Source organism: Spirosoma pollinicola, assembly GCF_002831565.1.
Classification (GTDB): domain Bacteria; phylum Bacteroidota; class Bacteroidia; order Cytophagales; family Spirosomataceae; genus Spirosoma; species Spirosoma pollinicola.
The window spans coordinates 2,253,014-2,272,800 of the sequence record NZ_CP025096.1; the positions used below are offsets into that span (position 1 = coordinate 2,253,014).

At 47.7% G+C, this 19,787-nt stretch carries 19 protein-coding genes; 10 read left to right on the forward strand and 9 right to left on the reverse strand.

The window, feature by feature from the left end; genetic code table 11:
• Positions 1-20: 20 nt before the first annotated feature.
• The 3 genes from CWM47_RS09575 to CWM47_RS09585 all read right to left on the reverse strand — a co-directional run bounded on the left by CWM47_RS09575 (position 21) and on the right by CWM47_RS09585 (position 2,575).
• Positions 21-1,085, reverse strand: a complete 1,065-nt coding sequence (locus CWM47_RS09575) for an NAD(P)/FAD-dependent oxidoreductase (RefSeq protein ID WP_100987762.1) — start codon at positions 1,083-1,085, stop codon at positions 21-23.
• Positions 1,086-1,183: 98 nt separating this feature from the next.
• On the reverse strand, positions 1,184-1,888 hold the full coding sequence (cmk, locus tag CWM47_RS09580; RefSeq protein ID WP_100987763.1) for a (d)CMP kinase: 705 nt from the start codon (positions 1,886-1,888) through the stop codon (positions 1,184-1,186).
• 120 nt (positions 1,889-2,008) lie between these two features.
• Positions 2,009-2,575, reverse strand: coding sequence for a GNAT family N-acetyltransferase (locus CWM47_RS09585; RefSeq protein WP_394341989.1), 567 nt, complete (start codon positions 2,573-2,575; stop codon positions 2,009-2,011).
• Positions 2,576-2,773: 198 nt separating this feature from the next.
• Here CWM47_RS09585 and CWM47_RS09590 point away from each other — a divergent pair, with 198 nt between their 5' ends.
• The 5 genes from CWM47_RS09590 (at position 2,774) to CWM47_RS09610 (ending at position 8,777) form a co-directional block, all read left to right on the forward strand.
• Positions 2,774-4,249: a histidine kinase gene (locus CWM47_RS09590; protein WP_100987765.1), complete on the forward strand. Its 1,476-nt coding sequence runs from the start codon at positions 2,774-2,776 to the stop codon at positions 4,247-4,249.
• Between the two features lie 13 nt (positions 4,250-4,262).
• Positions 4,263-5,045: a LytR/AlgR family response regulator transcription factor gene (locus CWM47_RS09595; protein ID WP_100993814.1), complete on the forward strand. Its 783-nt coding sequence runs from the start codon at positions 4,263-4,265 to the stop codon at positions 5,043-5,045.
• Positions 5,046-5,260: 215 nt separating this feature from the next.
• Positions 5,261-7,468, forward strand: coding sequence for a GAF domain-containing sensor histidine kinase (locus CWM47_RS09600; protein ID WP_100987766.1), 2,208 nt, complete (start codon positions 5,261-5,263; stop codon positions 7,466-7,468).
• Positions 7,469-7,766: 298 nt separating this feature from the next.
• Positions 7,767-8,102 (forward strand): translation initiation factor, encoded by a 336-nt coding sequence (locus tag CWM47_RS09605; RefSeq protein ID WP_100987767.1) that lies wholly within the window; start codon positions 7,767-7,769, stop codon positions 8,100-8,102.
• 96 nt (positions 8,103-8,198) lie between these two features.
• Positions 8,199-8,777, forward strand: coding sequence for a YdeI/OmpD-associated family protein (locus CWM47_RS09610; RefSeq protein WP_100987768.1), 579 nt, complete (start codon positions 8,199-8,201; stop codon positions 8,775-8,777).
• 4 nt (positions 8,778-8,781) lie between these two features.
• Here the strand turns inward: CWM47_RS09610 and CWM47_RS09615 are convergent, their stop codons facing one another.
• Both CWM47_RS09615 and CWM47_RS09620 read right to left on the reverse strand, forming a co-directional pair.
• Positions 8,782-10,293 carry a peptide MFS transporter gene (locus CWM47_RS09615; protein ID WP_100987769.1) on the reverse strand — a complete coding sequence of 504 codons (1,512 nt, stop codon included), beginning with the start codon at positions 10,291-10,293 and terminating at the stop codon, positions 8,782-8,784.
• A gap of 125 nt (positions 10,294-10,418) precedes the next feature.
• Complete coding sequence (locus tag CWM47_RS09620; protein WP_100987770.1) at positions 10,419-11,387, reverse strand: Kelch repeat-containing protein; 969 nt, start codon at positions 11,385-11,387, stop codon at positions 10,419-10,421.
• A gap of 137 nt (positions 11,388-11,524) precedes the next feature.
• Here CWM47_RS09620 and CWM47_RS09625 point away from each other — a divergent pair, with 137 nt between their 5' ends.
• Positions 11,525-12,229 (forward strand): peptidoglycan DD-metalloendopeptidase family protein, encoded by a 705-nt coding sequence (locus CWM47_RS09625; protein WP_100987771.1) that lies wholly within the window; start codon positions 11,525-11,527, stop codon positions 12,227-12,229.
• Here CWM47_RS09625 and CWM47_RS09630 read toward each other — a convergent pair whose 3' ends face one another.
• Positions 12,230-13,024 (reverse strand): alpha/beta fold hydrolase, encoded by a 795-nt coding sequence (locus tag CWM47_RS09630; RefSeq protein ID WP_100987772.1) that lies wholly within the window; start codon positions 13,022-13,024, stop codon positions 12,230-12,232. It abuts the gene before it with no gap.
• Positions 13,025-13,164: 140 nt separating this feature from the next.
• Between CWM47_RS09630 and CWM47_RS09635 the strand changes: the two genes are divergently transcribed.
• From CWM47_RS09635 to sufB, 4 genes are all read left to right on the forward strand, one after another.
• On the forward strand, positions 13,165-13,461 hold the full coding sequence (locus tag CWM47_RS09635; protein ID WP_240625821.1) for a hypothetical protein: 297 nt from the start codon (positions 13,165-13,167) through the stop codon (positions 13,459-13,461).
• Positions 13,451-13,840 carry a DoxX family protein gene (locus CWM47_RS09640; RefSeq protein ID WP_100987773.1) on the forward strand — a complete coding sequence of 130 codons (390 nt, stop codon included), beginning with the start codon at positions 13,451-13,453 and terminating at the stop codon, positions 13,838-13,840. The genes CWM47_RS09635 and CWM47_RS09640 overlap by 11 nt, the downstream gene beginning before the upstream one ends.
• 70 nt (positions 13,841-13,910) lie before the next feature.
• Positions 13,911-14,624 (forward strand): hypothetical protein, encoded by a 714-nt coding sequence (locus tag CWM47_RS09645; protein WP_100987774.1) that lies wholly within the window; start codon positions 13,911-13,913, stop codon positions 14,622-14,624.
• 302 nt (positions 14,625-14,926) lie between these two features.
• Complete coding sequence (gene sufB, locus CWM47_RS09650; protein WP_100987775.1) at positions 14,927-16,420, forward strand: Fe-S cluster assembly protein SufB; 1,494 nt, start codon at positions 14,927-14,929, stop codon at positions 16,418-16,420.
• 142 nt (positions 16,421-16,562) lie between these two features.
• Here sufB and CWM47_RS09655 read toward each other — a convergent pair whose 3' ends face one another.
• The 3 genes from CWM47_RS09655 to CWM47_RS09665 all read right to left on the reverse strand — a co-directional run bounded on the left by CWM47_RS09655 (position 16,563) and on the right by CWM47_RS09665 (position 19,725).
• Positions 16,563-17,291 carry a universal stress protein gene (locus tag CWM47_RS09655; RefSeq protein ID WP_100987776.1) on the reverse strand — a complete coding sequence of 243 codons (729 nt, stop codon included), beginning with the start codon at positions 17,289-17,291 and terminating at the stop codon, positions 16,563-16,565.
• Between the two features lie 78 nt (positions 17,292-17,369).
• The gene (locus CWM47_RS09660; protein WP_100987777.1) at positions 17,370-18,335 is read right to left on the reverse strand and encodes an SPFH domain-containing protein; all 966 of its coding nucleotides are present in this window, start codon (positions 18,333-18,335) and stop codon (positions 17,370-17,372) included.
• A gap of 190 nt (positions 18,336-18,525) precedes the next feature.
• Positions 18,526-19,725, reverse strand: coding sequence for an MFS transporter (locus CWM47_RS09665; RefSeq protein ID WP_100987778.1), 1,200 nt, complete (start codon positions 19,723-19,725; stop codon positions 18,526-18,528).
• Positions 19,726-19,787 lie beyond the last annotated feature (62 nt).

The following is a 19,787-nucleotide window of genomic DNA, read 5'->3' on the forward strand; positions in this document are numbered from 1 at the left end:
CACCTTAATCTGAAAACTAATCAACTGCCATGATATAACGAAATGCAACGGCTAATATTCGCTTCCGGCTCCAAATCTTCACCATCTAAAAGGTAACGGGCATATTGTTCGGCCAGATAGGGAGCCAGCGATACACCTTTTGTGCCCAGCCCGCCAAATATACCTACTGCCGGTTGTGTAGGGTGCAGCCCAATAATGGGCCGTCGGTCTTTGGTCGACGGCCGAATACCCGCCTGCTGATTCACGATCGTGTAAGGCACCTTTAAAATTCCCGCTACTTTTGCCTGTAAAAACGCACGACCATCCTCAGTTGTTTGCCAGTCCAGGTCATGCCAGCTATAGGTGGCACCAATACGAATTAAGCCATTTCGTACAGGCAGGATGAAAACGCCTTGATTAACTATGTTCTTAATAGAGTAATTGTCAACCAAAGCTGTTAGAATCTGTCCTTTCACGGGATTGTAAGGAAGCCAGTCAAATAACGGATTCTCACGCGATTGGACGCCATCACAAAATATAACTTTATTGATCTTCACGCCTTTCCACTCTACATGGGTATCACTGATGATCAGATCCTTAACCCCAACCCGCTCTTCGAAGTATTGATTTTTTCTAACAAAGTACCCTTTTATAATTCTAACGAACTCGGTAAGATCCACCCAACCCGCCTGCTTTACTTCCAGGCCACCCAACGGATTATCAATATACGGACTATAGGCCTGATCTTCAACCGATTCGGCTACATATTGATGGGTATCGGGGTCAGTCGTCAGGGCCAGATAGTCTGTTTTTTCACTCTCGGTTCTGAATGGACGGTATATATTTTTGGGATGAAAGAACGAAACGCCGAGTTGCTTCTCAATGTCGCTATAGAATTGATGCAGAAATGGGAACAGTTCATCGGCCTTCCAGGTACGAACCAATTTTCGTCCCGTTAATGGATTGACCAGGCCAGCCGCCACTACCGAAGCTGAAGGCAGCGCAGGATCATCGACCAGTAATACCGTACATCCACGCTGGTCGAGTGTCCAGGCCAGCACAGAGCCCGCTACCCCCTGCCCTACAATCAGAAAATCTACAGTCATAAAGAAATGGTGAGTGGTGAAGTAGTTAATAGTGAAGTGGATGAGTGGAGGGTACAGACTACTTACCCACTTTACTAATTAACCACTCCACTACTAACCTAGCGACTATTTTTTTTGCGGATTCGTTCGGCTAAACGGAGGTCAGCCAGTTCGATTACCCAGTCGACCTGCTCTTCAATTGTCATGAAGGATGTATCCAGCAATTCAGCGTCGGGAGCCTGTCTGAGCGGACTTTCGGTACGGGTCGTATCGATGAGATCGCGCTTTTCGATGTTCTTAATGATGTCTTCCAGATTCACCATCTCGCCTTTTGCCAGCAACTCCTGCTGCCTGCGCTGAGCGCGTGTTACAGTGTCTGCAGTCATAAATACTTTCACTTCAGCATCGGGAAACACCTTCGTGCCAATATCGCGGCCATCCATCACAACGCCCCGCTTATGACCCATTTTTTGTTGTTGCGCAACCATCGCCCAGCGAACTTCGGGAATAGCACTGACTTCGCTGACAATGTTGGAAATGTACATTTTTCGGATTTCGTCTTCAACTGTCAGGCCGTTAAGACAGGTTTCATTTTTACCCGAACGCTCATTGTGTTTGAAGGTAATGTGGATTCGATCCAGCGCAGCGACCACCTCTTTCGTATTGGAAAGAGAGACAAGTTCCTGACTAAAAAAAAGACTAACAGCCCGGTACATAGCACCCGTGTCAATATACCCATAGCCCATTTGGGCGGCTACAGCCTTGGCGGTTGTACTCTTTCCGCAACTTGAATACCCGTCAATTGCAATTACTATCTTCGGCATGTAAAATTGGCCCGCCGAAGCGGTACTCTTTTAGACAAAATAATCGCAAAGATGACGTTTTGAGACGTAAGTTTCTACCTGATTCATCCCAGCCCTTCCGCTTTGCTACTAAATCCCATATTAATAGCCATTGGCTGACGGCTTTATCTCCCGATGTTCAGCCCGAAGCATCGAAAAAATATGTTCGTCCAGGTATTGATTGTTTTTGACAGCAGCCTTTCGATGGATTGCTTCGTGTTGGTAACCGGCTGCTTCAAGAACACGCATCGACCCAACGTTGCCTTCCAATACGCAGGCAAAGATACGATTGACCTGAAAATATTGAAAAATATAGCTTGTCATTAGCGGCAACGCTTCGGTCATAACACCCCGCCCCCAGTAGCTTTCACTGAGCCAGTAGCCAATTTCGGCGTTGTAGCGATAAATATCATCTTTAACGGTAAAGCCAATGTTGCCAACCGCCTGCCCGTCGATCTCAACGGCGAAGTTGTTGGGTTGCTGATACGATTTATTCGACCGAACCCACGAATGGGCATCCCGTGGCGTGTACGGATACGGAAAAAAATCGCGGACATTGTTCCAGATGTGGCGGTTGCTGGCGTGATAAACCAACGACTCCTCATCGCCCTCACGCCAGGGGCGCAATTGGCCAATAGAAAGCGGAAACGTGATCAACGTGGTAGTCAAGGTCAATGGAAGCGATGGGTAATTACGTCAGTAACAATGTATGAATCCAAATGTTACGTCAAATTTATCCTTGTGCTTCCCCATTTCATACCAATCTAACCTGCATTCATCGGAAAATACGGGGAATGGCTTAGTAAGCATGGTAGTTTTGAGTCAACTGATTGAAGTAGTAACTTACTGACTTATTAATTACCACTCATGACCCGCGAACAACTCATCGGTACGATTGGCAGGAATGGCAAACGCATTCAGTTGCGGGGGAGCGATTTGTCAAAATTTGACTTTAGTGGGCTCGACCTGACAGGAGCTGACTTAAGTTTTTCAGACCTCGGGAGGGCTAACTTTCGAGGGGCTATTCTGCGTAATGCCAATTTGAGTTTTGCGAACCTGAACGGAGCCGATTTTACGGATGCTGATCTTTTTGAGGCAAACTTTAATTTCAGCGGCATGGAAGATGCTCAACTGACAGGCGCCAATGTAGAAGGGGCTTCGTTCAATTTTTCGGGACGCAGCAAGTATCGGCCCGATTCGCTGCTAAAACCAGAGCCGATTACGCTAACAAATATCCTGCAAAAACCCGGCTGGGGAGCCCTGATCGGAGCATTTCTCGGCGCCTTGTTAGTGTATGGTTGTAACGCCATTATTTTCTTCTCCAATCTGATTCTGACCGTAAAAGACCCCTTGATGGCGGGTTTGTACCAGTTTCTTATTATTCAGAATATGGTCGATGGCTCTGTCTCGTTTCTGATAACCTGGTCTCTGCTAGGCTGGCTCAGCCGACAGTTTAAATCCATGTGGCAACGGCATTTAGTTATCAGCTTTATCATAATGATCAGCTATTTCATCATTAATCAAAGCCTGTACCTGACCTTGGGAAAGCCTTTTATTGATGAATTATTAAAGCGACCAAATACCATTGAGCCAACAGCCGCCTGGTATATTTATGTACTGGGCGATCTGCTTATTGCCAACATATTTCTGTATGTGCTTCAACAGGGGCAGCAATTAACCCGGAAACTCTCCGACCAGGAATTTCAATTGCTAAACCTGGAGAAACTGAAAACACGGGCTGAGCTAGATGCTTTACAGGCTAAAATTAATCCTCATTTTCTTTATAACGCCCTCAATAGCATTGCCAGTTTAGTGCATGACGATCCCGACAAAGCCGAAGAAATGACCCTGCTCCTTTCCAAGCTCTTTCGTTATTCGACCGGCCGGGATGGTGAATTATTTGCTAGCCTGGCCGACGAGCTGGAGATGGTTCGGACGTATTTGCAGGTTGAACAGGTTCGATTTGGTAACCGACTCACGTTCAGTGTTGAAATAAGTGACCCATCGCTTAGTGAGTTGCATTTACCCCAATTCTTGTTACAACCCATTGTCGAAAATGCCATTAAACACGGCATTGCCAAACGTGCCGACTCAGGCCGGATCGACGTTCGTATTTATGAAAAAAGTGGGGAGCTGCACCTCTGTGTACACGATAACGGCCCCGCTTTTCCCGACGATATGGGCGGGGGCTATGGGCTGCGGAGTATTCAGGACAAACTCAAATTACTCTACGGCGACGATGCCCGGGTAGAGCTTCAGAACTGGCCGCTCAAACAGGTGTTGATCTCTATTTTGATGACTAAAATTCGGGCGGTTAAAGACCCCGCAACACCCGATGCTTAACCCAAATACAGCCATGACATTTCCACTAAAAACTATACTGATCGACGATGAATCGCTGGCCATCAGCCGATTGCGTCGTTTACTGGATAAACACCGCGACAGCATCGAGATCATTGGTGATGCCGCTAACGGAGCCGAGGGGCTAACACTCATCGAAAGCCAACAACCCGACCTTATCTTTTTAGATATCGAAATGCCCTTACTAAACGGCTTCGAGATGTTGTCTCGCCTGACGACCATGCCGATGGTTGTCTTTGCCACCGCTTTTGACCAATACGCCATTCGTGCGTTCGAAGAGAATTCCATCGATTATTTGCTAAAGCCCATTGAAGCCGACCGCCTGACGCGTACTATACTAAAAATCAGGACGTTGGTTGAACGAACGGATGGCGGTCAACCCATTAGTAATCCAATGTCGGAGAGCGTTATGCGGTTACTGGCACAAATGCAGCCAAAGAAAGAAATCTATTCGATCTCGGTGAAAACGGGCGAAAAAATCAAGCTGGTACCCCTCAGCGACATTGCGTATTTCGAGGCAGAAGACAAATATGTCTTTCTGGCAACGATGGACGGACAGAAATTCCTGACCACCTACACACTGACAACACTCAACGAGAAACTACCCGACACCTTTGTGCGTATTAGTCGATCGGTGATGGTGAACCGGCAAAAAATAACCGAAGTTCATCGCCATTTCGATGGTAAGTTTCTGCTGGCCATGAGCGATAAAAAAGGAACCCGGTTAACCTCTGGCAGTACTTATGGAGACACCGTTCGGCAACTGCTGGAGCTATAAATACGGGTTACTGATTTATTGGTTATTGGCCTTTTTAAGGCTTCTTTCTTTGATAAAAATTAGGCCGTCCTTTTCCCCACTCCCAAGATGAGCAGATAATACATCAGGCAAAGACAAGTATATACGTATAAACCTCCTTCGTTTGTTAGTCTCTAACTATTTCAACTATTTAAAAAATTCCTGGTAACTTTAAAAATGAACTACTGTGCATACCTATGAATCTCCCTCCTTCTTTGCCTGAGGAGAATAGTCGGCTTAAGGCGCTTAAAAGTTACGATATACTTGACACGTTGCCGGAGGAGGACTATGATGAACTTACCCAACTTGCCGCTCAAATCTGTCAAACACCCATTGCGTTAATCAGTCTGGTTGACGAAAAACGGCAATGGTTTAAATCGAATCATGGGCTTCCGGTGCGGGAAACACCTCGCGAATATTCGTTTTGCGCTCATGCTATAATCAATCCGAACGAACAACTAATTGTCACTGATTCACGTGAGGATGAACGCTTTGCTAAAAATCCATTGGTAACGGGTGACCCGCATGTTATTTTTTATGCAGGGACACCTTTAGTAGATGATGATGGGTTCGCTTTAGGGTCTTTATGTGTTATCGACAACGTACCAAAACAATTAAGCCAGGATCAGCTATCAGCACTCAAAATTTTAGGAAAACAAATCGTCAATCTGTTGAGGCTGCGAAAGCAGAACGACAAACTAAAAGAAAACGCTGAACATCTACGCATCGAAATCGACCAGCGCATTAAAGCACAGCAGCAAATAGACGAAGCCCAACAGCAAATACTCACCTCATTCGAACAGTCACCTGTCGCTATTGCCCTGCTTGATGAGCAAGATCTCACATTTCGCACGGCGAATCCTTTTTACGGTCAGTTAGTTGGTCGTCTTCCCGACCAGCTTGTAGGAAAGCCTCTGTTAACCGCCTTACCCGAATTGAAAGGACAGGGCTTTGATGATCAGCTTAAACAGGTGATAGCAACCACTACGCCCTATATTGCGACCGAACTGGCCGTGAACATAATGCGGCAGGGGCAACTTGAAACCATATACGTCGATCTAACTTACCAACCACACAAGCAACTGGATGGCCGTGTTACGGGCGTATTGGTAGTGGCTACAGACGTGACCAATCAGGTATTATCGCGACAAAAAATAGAGGCTAGTGAAACCCTCTTTCGCTCTCTGGCTAACTCCATTGATCAGCTAGCCTGGATTGCTGATAAACATGGCTGGATATACTGGTATAATGATCGGTGGTATGATTATACCGGCACCACGCTGGAGCAAATGGAAGGGTGGGGTTGGCAATCGGTTCATGATCCCGATCGTATTGCCCAAATCGTCGCCTTATTTCAGCAAGCCTGGAAAGGAGATCAACCCTTCGAACTTACCTTTCGGCTACGCGCTAAAAATGGTTCATTCCGCTGGTTTCTGACCAGGGTATATCCAGTTAAAGACCACAATGGCCGCGTTGTGCAGTGGGTTGGTACGAACACCGATATCGAACAGCAAAAGCAAATCGAAGCTGACTTGGAACAGCAAGTACAGCAGCGTACCGAAGAGTTAGCTGTTTCTGTTAAAGAGCTGGCAGCCAGTAATACAGAACTCACCACAGCCAGTGCGGCTATACTCGCGGCCAACCAAAAGCTTGAAGCGGCTAACGCCTATTTAATCCGCTCGAACCAGAACCTGGAGCAGTTTGCTTACATTGCCAGTCATGATTTGCAGGAACCTCTGCGTAAAATTCAGTCGTTTAGCTCCTTGCTTGCTCAAAAATATGACGCTCAACTAGATGGGCTGGCACACAATTATTTAGATCGGATTACGTCTGCTGGAGCCCGGATGTCTGCGCTGATCAAGGATTTACTAACCTATTCACGGATTAATACCCGCCAACAGCCGTTTGATCTGGTATCGCTGGATATTATTATAGCCAATGTAGTAGACACCTTGTCGCTGGAAATTGAGGAACGCAAAGCCCACATTGAGGTCGACCAACTAGCCCCTATACAGGGGGATAAATCCCAATTGGAACAGTTATTTCAGAATTTACTTTCCAATGCCATTAAGTTCACCCCTACCAATGAGGAGCCCCGGATTAAAATCGACTATTTCCTAAGGAAAAGGAGCGAATTGCCCGACGGACTTCGTCCTACCAGCAACGCGCAGCAATTTCATCAAATCGATATAACTGACCAGGGTGTAGGCTTTGATCAGAAGTATCTTGACCGCATATTTCAGGTTTTTCAGCGATTACATGCTAAAAGTGAGTTTACCGGTACCGGCGTTGGTTTAGCCATTTGTGAGCGCGTGGTGGGTAATCATGGCGGGAGTATTACGGCAATTAGCAGGCCCGGCAAAGGCGCTACATTCTGCGTTTATTTACCAAGAATAATCAGTTGATGTTATAAGAAACCACGCAGAATTAAAATACTTTTTTAACCACAGAGGCACAGAGAAAACAGAGGTGAAGTACTCTGATAATAAGTCAATTGAACCTCTGCATTCCGTGTACCATAACAGGTTTGTGGCTAAAAAATTTAATTAGACAATTAGATTAAGATCGAAAACTAAATCCCTGGTTTTCTGTTCTGGCCAGCATTCCCATTCCTGACTGTATCTACGGCCCGATGGCGTCTTTGCCCGAACCAGCGTTCGCCGTGAGTGAAAGGGTTTATTTTTACCAGCAAATAGCACGTTTATGAGTAAGAAAAATCGTACCGGCATCATGTACTCTACTGATCCAGATTTCCAATATCAGTCCAGCGACGAGCCGGAAGCCGAAACCCTGCCTCCTGCCCAACAGAACCTTAAAATCTGGCTCATTAAAATGGGCGGCAACAAAGTTGTAACAACCGTGCGTGAGTTCATCGGTACCGAAGCCGATTTAGCCGATCTGGGTAAGCAATTAAAATCGGCCTGTGGCACGGGCGGCTCCAGCAAGGACAAGGAAATACTGATTCAGGGCGACCACCGCGACAAAGTACTGGCGTGGCTGATTGGCAAGGGGTATAAGGCCAAAAAAGCAGGCGGATAAATTGATTTACGAATGACAAAACACACACAGTGCAAGCTTGATTATAAAAGTCTAAACAGCTTCCAATAACCTCACCTATCCAAACCCACAAATAACATGAATCCTAAAGTTGACTTTTATTTTAATAAAGCCGAAAAATGGCAGCAGGAATTCGAGAAAATGAGAATGATCGTTCTAGACTGTGGCCTGACCGAAGAGTTGAAGTGGGGTGTTCCCTGTTACACATTTCAGGGAAATAACATCGTGTTAATACACGGCTTCAAAGACTATTGTGCGCTTCTATTTCACAAAGGTGTGTTATTGAATGACGCCAGTAATCTTTTAATCCAGCAAACGGAAAATGTGCAGGCAGGACGCCAAATTCGGTTCACTAATCTTCGGGAAATAGTTGAGCTGGAGCCCACGTTGAAAGCCTATATTTATGAAGCTATTGAAGTAGAAAGAGCCGGTTTGAGAGTAGAATTAAAGAAGACCACAGAATTTCAAACTTCAGCAGAATTTCAACATAAACTAGACAAACTCCCTGCCCTGAAAGCCGCTTTTGAGGCATTGACACCGGGGCGGCAGAGAGCCTATCTTCTTCATTTTTCTGCCCCTAAACAAGCCAAAACCCGCGAATCAAGGGTTGAAAAATGTATACCGCAAATACTCAATGGAAAAGGATTGACTGATTAGAAAATCACTCGATACCACCCATCCACTTCCGTAGCGGCTTCACAAAGAGAAGCATAAATAAACCTGCGCCAAGTGAAAAAATAGCTACGCTTTGGAACAGCGAAGGCATTTGCGCTACGTTGCTTTCGTCAAAGCCCCCCGCAAACAGGCCCGCAATCAGGTTACCCAACGACGACCCCAGAAACCAGATGCCCATTAATTGACTGGCAAAACGCTTTGGTGCCAGCTTTGTAAACGAACTCAGCCCTACCGGACTTAAAAACAATTCGGCAAGGGTAAAAATCAGATAGGTGACGGTCAGGTATAGCGATGATGTACGTACGCCGGTTACAGCCAGCTTCGACGCAAATACCATAACTACATAGGCTAACCCAAGCAGCAGCAAGCTAGTAGCTAACTTGGCCGGTACGGAATAAGTAATTTTTCGGTTCGCCAGAAAAATCCAGAGTGAGGCCAGAACGGGCGAAAAAAGAAGGATAAACGCCGGATTTAAATTCTGAAACCAGCTCGACGGAATCTCCCAACCAAAGAAAGTTAGATCGGTGTGGCGGTCGGCAAAAATCTGCAATGACGAGCCTTGCTGCTCATTACCAGCCCAATAGACAGCCGCAGCCATAAAAAATATAAACAAAACGGCGACCCTTTTTTTCTCAACCAGGGTCAAACCACCCGCCAGCAGGATATAAATGAAGTAACAGATGGCAACCAGCGAGATAATTGTACCCATCGCTTTGGCAAGCCCTATAGCCGTAGTCATATCCAGGATGCCCGTTAGTTGCAGCCCTAGCAATATGGCGCCTATACCCACCAGAAAACCAATCATCGACTTGTTGCCCGTCGATTGACCTTCTGTTGTTTGAGCGACCGTCGCCTTAACAGGCTGGTTTCCATATTGGGTCAGATACTTTTGACCCATCAGCCGAAACGTAATAATACCGAGGGCCATACCAACGGCCGCTGCCCCAAAACCATAGTGCCAGCCAACTTTCTGGCCTAGATACCCAACAATGGTTATGCCAAGAAACGAACCGAGATTGATACCCATGTAAAAGATCGAGAAAGCCGAATCCCGACGCGCGCCACCCTCTGGATATAGTTCGCCAACGATGGTGCTGATATTAGGTTTGAGTAAGCCCGTGCCGAGTACTACCACACACAAACCCGCATAGAATACGCCCGGACCGGCCTGAAAAGCCAGAATAATATGGCCAATCATAATAATAATGCCGCCATAAAAGATGGACTTTCGTTGCCCTAAAATATTATCAGCAATCCATCCGCCGGGCAATGAGAGCAGGTAAACAGAGGCCGTATAAATTCCGTAGATGGCCGCACCTTCAGCCTCACTCAGCCCCATTCCACCCCTGACGTTGTCGATCAGGAACAGGAGAAGGATAGCCCGCATGCCGTAATAGCTGAACCGTTCCCACATCTCGGTGAGGAACAGAGCGAAAAGGCCCATTGGGTGACCAAAGAGCGTAGCTTTATTGGCGGGTTTATCAATAGTAACTTCCATAAAATTAGGTTAAGCAGTCAGTTTGCCGAAGAATATGATTGTCAACAGTCGTGATTGAGCGACTATTTAGTAAAAAAATAGTTGTAAATATATCTTCGATAAATGAGACTGCCAACAGCTACCAGCTACAGGCCGGGATCAAAGGCCCACAGATCGGAGAAGGAAGTTGAGCCATTCACACCCGTCGTAATATAGCCTTTCGACCCAATAGCAAACCCAACGGCTTGTGACCGGCTCGTTCCATCAAACGCGGCTTTATCTACCCAAAAATCCCCTACCGGATCATAGGCCCAGACATCCGTGGCACCAGCCCCCGTTGCCAGATAGCCAATACCATCAATAGCAAAACCAACACCGTACACCCTCGATGAATTTGTGAGCGCGGCACTGGAAAAGTCCTGACGTTTGGTCCATGAGTCGTTTGCGGGGTCATACGCCCACAAATCGGTTTGGTTCACGGAGTTAGTTGCTCCGGTGCCAACATACCCCCTATTATTTATAACGAATGTGGCAGCGCCTACCCGCGCACTACCCCCAAAATCAGCTTTTCGCGTCCAGGTATCCGTGTCCGTGTTGTACTGCCACATATCACGCTGCTCACGTCCGTCATTACCCGTACAGACGAAGCCTGATGAGCCAACCGAAAACGCTACTGCCGACCGCCGGGCGGAACCGCCAAAATCGGCAACCCGTTTCCATGCATTTGTGACTGGGTCATATTGATAAAAATCCTTGAGCAGGGTCCCGGTAGTTTGATCAACACCTGCGCCCAGATACCCTTTCGTACCTACCGAAAACGTTACGGCTTCACTACGGGCTTTAGCGGGGAAATTTGCCCATTGCGACCACGTATTCGTTGAAGGATCATACCGCCAGAAATCACTAAGGGGCTGCCGAGAATTATCGGACCCCGTGCCTACGTAGGCGAGATCGCCAATTACGAATGCAGCCGCAGCATTGCGCCCCACCCCTTCAAATGCGGATTTAAGCGTCCAATCGCCTTTCTGAACAATGGATATATTCCTCTCGACACAGGCGTGCAACAGCAAGAGCAGGCTACTAACGACAAAGAAAAGAGTACCGTTGAGTTTCATATAATTGGCAGACTAAGTTTATGTCAAAACGATGTTTCCAAACCTATTTTCATAAGCTTGATTTTAACGCTTTTAAAACAAACTTTCTTATGTTTAACGCTGCTCACGGCTTATCTTCCTATCTACTATATTTACTCATGCTTCTCCCCTTCGATTTTCAAAAAGACCCGTACCTTGTTCTTGACTTTTCAGCATCTAACCCCGATCTCAATAGTGAACTCGATCTGACGGATACGGCCAGCTTTTCGGACTATGTGTTTGGTAAAATGCGGTCAGCGGGGGCACCAGTTGGCGTGGGCGGCTATAACGAACACCGGGTTATTTATCGTCGGAGTGAGCATTTTTCCAGTTCAGAAGAACCCCGGGAAATCCACCTCGGTATTGACTTCTGGGCCGAAGCCGGAACGCCTGTTTTCGCGCCGATGGATGGCGTTGTGCACAGCTTTCGGGATAATAATAATTTCGGCGATTACGGGCCAACCATTATTCTGGAACATGCAGGCAGTGTATTAGAACGTAGCGCGGCTGGAAAGCCGCGAGCTACAGAGGTGAGTGAAAATGCGGCTTTCCAGCCGCGCTACTCGCTTTACGGCCACCTTACCCGTGCATCGCTGATCGGATTATATGAAGGAAAAGAAATCAAAGCGGGCGACAAACTTGGCGAGATTGGCCCCTATCCCGAAAATGGCGACTGGCCTCCCCACCTTCACTTTCAATTAATGAACGATATGCTGGGCCTGAAAGGCGACTTCCCCGGCGTTTGCTCGCCCACAGATCGTGATAAATTCCTGGCTCTCTGCCCGAATCCAAATACCTTGATGGGCATATCGGGATTACCTTGATTACTTCGTCAAAAACTCCACCACCGCTTTGGCAAATTCCGGCGTGCGCATGGCCCCGCCATGATCGCCGGGAACGATTACTAAGCGCGATCCCGGAATGGCATCGACCAAGGTTTGCGGGTCGCCGTTATCTTTGTCCTTGTCACCGTTGACAACGAGCACCGGAATTTTGATTTTACCCAATTCGGCGCGGCTCGTTACGGGCTGAAACTCCTGCAAACGGGCTAATACGACTGTATCGGCACCCGATTTTTTAGCATAATCAACGGCAGACTGCAACTCCGGATGGCTACCGGGTTTGGTTAGTGCTTCAAAGAAATTCTTCCGTCTAAACCAGTTTGGATCAGAGAAGTCGACGCTAATGCCGCCCATCACCGCCCGACGAACCTGCTTGTCCATTGTCAGCAATTTAGCGGTCAGAATGGCTCCGCGCGAATAGCCCACCACATCGTAGTTTTTCAGGCCGAGGTGCTTCATCAAAGCGATAACATCTTTTAATTCGGTATTGTCGCGATAGGCTTCGGCAGTATGAGGCTTGTCTGAGAGGCCGTTGCCCCGCAAATCGAGCATGACGACTTTAAATCCGGCATTGGCCAATGCCTGCCGAACATCAGCCCGTTTCCAGCTTTCGCTGTTCGAGATGAATCCGTGAAGCAGAACAACCGGCTTTCCTTCGCCCAAAACATCGTAGTGAATTTTGGTCCCGTCGAAAGACGTGAACAAGGGGTCACGGGTCGTTTGCGCGTGGGCAAATCCAGCAACCAACAGACTTACAAGTAAATAAAACGCTTTCATGCAGAACGTAGCTCAACGTTGACATTTTCGTCAACCAAATAAGTCTAACCTTTCGCTATTCTACCGGGTTATAACTTTCACCGCAGTGGCGAACCACCGCGATGGCGGACCATGCAATAGCGGATTAAACGAACCACAGGATGAAAATGACAACCAACAAAGAATTGCCCGAGAATGCAGAAGTGGTCGACACGGATGAAACCTATGATCCTGCCAACGACGAAAATCAGGGTGTTATGACGAAAATGATTCAAGGCGAAACGGCCGATGGTGGCGTGTCTCAAGCCCCATACCACAACCCCATCGTTAATCAGGGCCCTGAACCTGAGAAAGATGAAGTGAATGACTCGGATGAGGACGCCAGCGGTATCGACGAGAATAAAACGATACAACAGCAAGTGGCGGATGGCGATATAGACGAGAGCGATGACGAATAACCAACTGGCTCAACTCGTCATACGTATCGGTTTGGGTGTTAATATGCTGATGCATGGTCTTGTTCGCCTGCCTAAGCTGACCGCCTTCGTAACAAAGACTGAAGTGGGCTTTGCAACAACCATCCTGCCTACCCTCCTGACAAGGGCCTTTCTATATACACTGCCCTTTGTTGAGCTAACCATCGGCATCCTGATTTTACTGGGCGGGCAGCTAACAAAGTGGGGCTACTTTGCTGGTGGCCTGGTCATAAGCTTGCTTTTATTTGGTACGACGTTAAAAGAAGATTGGTCGGGAGCAGGCTTGCAAATGACCTATATCATAGCGTTTTACCTCGCTTTGCGCGGAGTAGACTCGTCGGGACGCAGTCGGTCCCGATGAGTTTTTCAATAAAGCATTACAACGGTTGATTAGTCGGGGGAGTCGATAGAGCAAACAAACCGAGTAAATAATGAAATCAACGTTGTTCATGATGGCTGCCTTTACAGCCAGTCTACTTAGCTTTTCCGCTTGCAAAGACGATAGTTCGCCATCGCCGGTCGGCCTCCCCTACCAGTCGTCTTTTCAACGCGATACCGATGGTTGGGTAGCCGGCATTACCGATTACAGTAGCGCGCAGGACAGTATTATGGCGTTTAAATCAGCTCTGAAAGGGCTACCAACTCCACTGGATACAACGCGCAAGTCGATTATGGTATCGAGTATGAATCGCAGTGACGACGCCTTCATGTTCCTGAAAAAGAAAGTGACAGGCTTGACTCCAAACACAAACTATTCGTTAGTGTTTGAGGTAGAATTAGCGTCGCAGTACGCAAGTAACTCGATTGGTATTGGCGGATCGCCCGGTGGCAGCGTTTTCCTGAAAGCAGGCGCTTCAGCTATTGAGCCGGTCAAGGTGTTAAAAGATGGCTTTTACACCATCAGTATCGACAAAGGGGCGCAGAATAACGATGGTAAAGATGCTGTCATAATTGGCGATATTGGAACGGGCACTGATACGGTTGGATACAAACTTATTACCCGCTCCAACGCCAGCAAGCCGTTCGTAGCCAAAAGCAACGCCCAGGGCGAACTCTGGTTGGTTGTTGGTACCGACTCAGGATTCGAGGGCTTAACTACACTGTACTACAGCAAGATTAGGGTAACCCCCAGTGCCACGATGTAATCAAACTATTTTCTTTTCTATAAAGAGAAGGCCGTTACTCACCAAGTAACGGCTTTTTTTGTAGACGTCGGCCAATGTCATTTCCTAGTCGATGTCGTGCGTTTATTCTGGAGCATCTATTCGCAGAAGATAGAACTGTTCTCCACGCGCGAAGAGTAGGCAGAGCCAATAGCATAAAGACTATAGGTATTGAGATAACGGAAAGTTTCCGATATTTGTCTAACCTGCCCGGAACGTACCCCCTCGGCAGATTGTTAAAAATATGTTGCCGTGGTGCAAAAACCACGCAATTAACCGAGACTATGAGCAAGGACGCGGATATTTTAGAAAGCATAACCAACGCCGAATATAAATACGGGTTTGAGACGTTGATCGAAGCCGACGAAGCCCCGGTGGGTCTTGACGAAAGCACGATTCGTTTCATTTCTGCCAAAAAAAATGAACCTGACTGGTTACTGGAAAATCGTCTGAAAGCCTTTCGGATGTGGCAGGAAATGACCGAACCAAAATGGCCAAATGTTTTCTATCCCAAGATAGATTATCAGGCCATTAAGTATTACTCGGCCCCGAAACAAAAGAAAACGGTTAACTCCCTCGACGAAATCGATCCTGAACTGATCGATACATTTAATCGCCTGGGCATTTCACTGAGTGAACAAAAACGCCTTACGGGAGTCGTTGATCCCCTTGATGTAGATGGGTCAAAGAGCAACCGTCCACGGGTAGCTGTCGATGCCGTTATGGATTCTGTTTCGGTAGCCACGACATTTAAGAAAGACCTTGCCGAACGCGGCATTATTTTCTGTTCCATTTCGGAAGCCGTTCATGAACATCCAGAACTGGTAAAGAAATACATGGGCTCCGTAGTGCCCGCCAAGGACAACTATTTTGCAGCCCTTAATGCAGCCGTATTTACCGATGGCTCGTTCTGTTATATTCCGAAAGGCGTTCGTTGCCCAATGGAGTTGTCGACCTATTTCCGCATCAACGCGGCCGGAACAGGCCAGTTTGAACGTACGCTCATTATTGCCGACGAAGGTTCGTATGTAAGTTATCTCGAAGGCTGTACAGCCCCCATGCGCGATGAAAACCAGCTCCATGCGGCCGTAGTTGAACTTATTGCCAAGGGCAACGCCGAAATCAAGTACTCGACGGTGCAGAACTGGTATCCCGGCGATAAAGATGGTAAAGGCGGCATTTATAATTTCGTAACCAAACGCGGTATCTGCGATGGTCCGAACGCCAAAATCTCCTGGACCCAGGTTGAAACTGGTTCAGCTATTACCTGGAAGTACCCGTCGGTTATTCTGAAAGGCGATAATTCAATTGGTGAGTTCTATTCGGTGGCTGTCACGAACAACATGCAGCAAGCCGACACGGGCACCAAAATGATTCACATTGGCAAGAACACCAAGAGCCGGATTGTATCGAAAGGTATCTCGGCCGGCAAGAGTCAGAACTCTTACCGGGGTTTGGTGCAAGTCATGAAACGTGCCGAAAATGCCCGGAACCACTCGCAGTGCGACTCATTGCTGTTAGGCGATAAATGCGGAGCGCACACGTTCCCTTATCTGGAAGTGAGTAACCCATCGGCCACGGTCGAGCACGAAGCGACAACCTCGAAAATTGGTGAAGACCAGCTATTCTATTGCAACCAGCGCGGCATTCCAACCGAACAGGCCGTAGCCCTTATCATTAACGGGTACGCCAAAGAAGTACTGAACCAATTGCCAATGGAATTTGCCGTTGAAGCGCAAAAGCTGCTGGCAATCAGTCTGGAAGGAAGCGTTGGTTAATATAAATTTATGTTTACAAAAAGGCCGCCCCAGAAATGGAGCGGCCTTTTTTGTAGATTACCGTAATACCGACCGTCCCGGTCGGGCGTAATAGTACTATTTAAACTTCACTCCCGACCGGGACGGTCGGTACTACGACTAGCTATTTCTTTTCGTGATACACCAGCACCGGCACATCCGATTTCTCGATCAGTGCTGTGGTGTGATTCGGGTGAAAGAGATTATCCAGAAATCCCGCTTTCGGGGCCAGTTGCATTACAATCAGGTCGGCATGTGCGTTTTCGATTTTATCGTCGGTCAGGACAACAAGCTTAGCGTCGAATGCTTCCAGGAGCGATTCGGTCTGAAAAGTTACCTGTGCCTGTGTCGTTTGTGTCTGCATCGCGTAGGCAATTGTATGTACCTCCGCCGGGCGCATAGTGGTTCCGTCTGGCGCAATCGGGACAATTAACACAGGACACAACGCATCACCGGCAACATCGCTGACGGCACTGCCCGCCAGACGATCGAAGAACGTGTTCATCTCACTCCGACCCATTACGATCAAATCGGCCGAACTTTCCTTGGCAACATCGAGGATAGTATCGTCTACCGAGCCAATACGTGACTCCGCATTCACCGATAAACCTTCAGCCTGAAGTCGGATGGCCAATTCAGTCAATTGCTGACGGCTAATCTCCTCGACTTCCTGCGACGCGATCATACCCATTCCCGGATCACCAACCGTAGGCAGCGTAGAATCGGGAATCATGGGTTGATACACATGGAGTAACGTAATAGTTGCGCCGGTTTTGCGGGCGAAAAGGCGTACCCAGTCTAAAGCAACGTTATTATTGGACGAGAAATCCGTGGGAAAAAGCAGGTTTGTCATTTGTGCGTGAATCAGGGTTTGTTAGAAGAAACAAACGAAACGCCCAACCTTCCCAACATTTTTTCGAATTTCGCAACCCTACCGCCTTCCCGGTGCTGGCGGTGGCGTGATAATACCGCTTGAATCAGCGTTCGTATTCATTTTTTCGACGGCCAGTAACTGCTTCATCGTTTTGTCCATGCCTTCGGTCGAGCCATCCAGAAAAATAACGTTCCCCTGCCCTTTCTCAGCGAAATGTTTAATGGCTTCTGTCCAGATGGAGAACAGAATCAGCGATGCGTCGAGCTTGGCTTCCGTCATCACTTTGGCTGATTCGGCCATACCTCTGGCGACTTCTTCCCGGAACAGAGCAACGCCCTGCCCGCGTAACTGCGACGCTTTTTTCTCGGCTTCGGCCGAAATCTGAATGGCATTTCCTTCCGCTTCAGCGGCTTTGGTTTTGGTGATCAACAGCGCCTGTCCTTCGTTTTCGGCAGCCGCTTTCAGGTTTGACGAGGCCACTACCTGCGCCATCGACCGCATAATGACTTCATCGAACGCAATGTCATTCAACTGTAAATCGGTGAGGTGATATCCCCAGCTTTCGAGCAGCGTATCGAGTTGTGCTTTTACGTGTTCAATGATTTCGGAGCGCAGAGCCAGAATTTCCGACTGCCGCTTAGTCGCCACAAAACTCCTGATCGAGCCTTCGATAGTCCGAATCAGAGCCTGCATAAAAGAGGCCTCGTCAATAAATTTGAAGGCTACGTTTTTGATGGTTTCTTCTTCCTGATTAAGTACGGAATACACCAGCATGGCTTTGAAATTCACATTCGCTTGATCGGCAGTAATGGCCTGGAATGCCAGTTCAACAGAACGGTTCTGAATAGAAATACGGCGATAAATGACTTCGATAAACGGGATCTTGAAGTTGAGGCCTGGTCGAAGTACGCGGGCATATTTGCCAAAAACCGTAATAACGGCAACCGTACCCTGTTGCACAATTATTACCGACAGATAGACGATGACTGCCCCTATCCCAACGAGTAACAATAGAAAATTCATGTGGTGAACTGGTTTAGAAATAAAAAAACGGATTCCACGTAAAGTACGGAATCCGTTGATAGGGAAGGCAAAATATTGTTAAAGTGGTCGTTGGTGAAGTAGTAACTAGTGAAGTCAGTGAAGTAGTTCTTACTAGTTAACGTCTACACTTACTCCACCTACTCCACAAATCAACCACTACCCCAATTCACTAATGACCAGCTACCAGTTCGTAGTTTACGGCTTCGTCGGTTTCTTCTACACCTTTTTCTTTCTGACGGAAGTAGACGACTACAGCCAGACCAAAACCGGCAAATGCCAGCGCAGCACCCACCCATTCAGGAGAGGCATAACCCAGACCGGCGGCAATGGGTAATCCACCGAGGTAAGCCCCCAACGCGTTCCCCATATTAAACCCTGCCTGACTGACCGAAGAAGCCAGCATTTCGGAACCGTTTGCGGCCCGAATCATCAGAATCTGGATGGGAGCCCCCAATGAGAAAGCAATAGCCCCCGTGATGAAGGTCATAATCAAAAGCGGTATTTGATACTGGGCTACGAAATAGACGCCTATCAGGGATACCGTCATGAGAAGCAGAAATAACGCAGTAGCCTTACTGGGTGAGATCAGATCGGCTATACGGCCGGAAATCAGATTGCCGGTAGCCATGCCTAAACCTGCCAGCACCAGTATCCAGGTAAGTTGACCATTACTAAAGTGGGCCACTTCTGTCAACAAAGGAGCGATATAACTGAACCAGGCGAACAATCCGCCGGTACCAATAGCCGTAATACCTAAAATCAGCCAGGGTTCTACCTTCGTGAAAAGCTTCATGTCCTTCCGCAAATTAGTCTCCCCAACAACCGGCATTACAGGCAGTAATTTTTGAATACAAAACATAGTCGCCAGCCCGACACCCGCAATAATGATGAAGGTATACCGCCAGCTCATCGTATGCCCAATGTAGGTGCCTATTGGTACACCAATAATATTGGCAACGGTGAGTCCGGCAAACATCATGGATATGGCCTGAGCCTCTTTCCCCTTACCCGCTAATCGACTGGCAACTACAGCCCCAACACCGAAAAATGCACCATGCGGCAACCCGGATAACAGCCGGGTGAGCATCATGATCTCATAATTGGGCGCAAACGACGAAAGCGCGTTACAGAAGGTAAAGAGAGCCATAAGGCCCAGCAATATTTTCTTGGGCGGATAATTCCCGGCAATGCCCACCAGCAGCGGGGCGCCCAGCACTACACCCAGCGCGTAGGCAGAAATAAGGTGGCCAGCTACGGGAATGGATATTTGAAGGGAACTGGAAATATCGGGCAGGATGCCCATCATGACGAACTCGGTCATGCCAATACCGAAGCCCCCAATGGCGAGAGGTAACAGACTTTTTTTCATTTGCAGCGTACTATTTTACTGACAGCTTATGCGTTCTTCCAACAGAGAAAGCGCACAGTAAG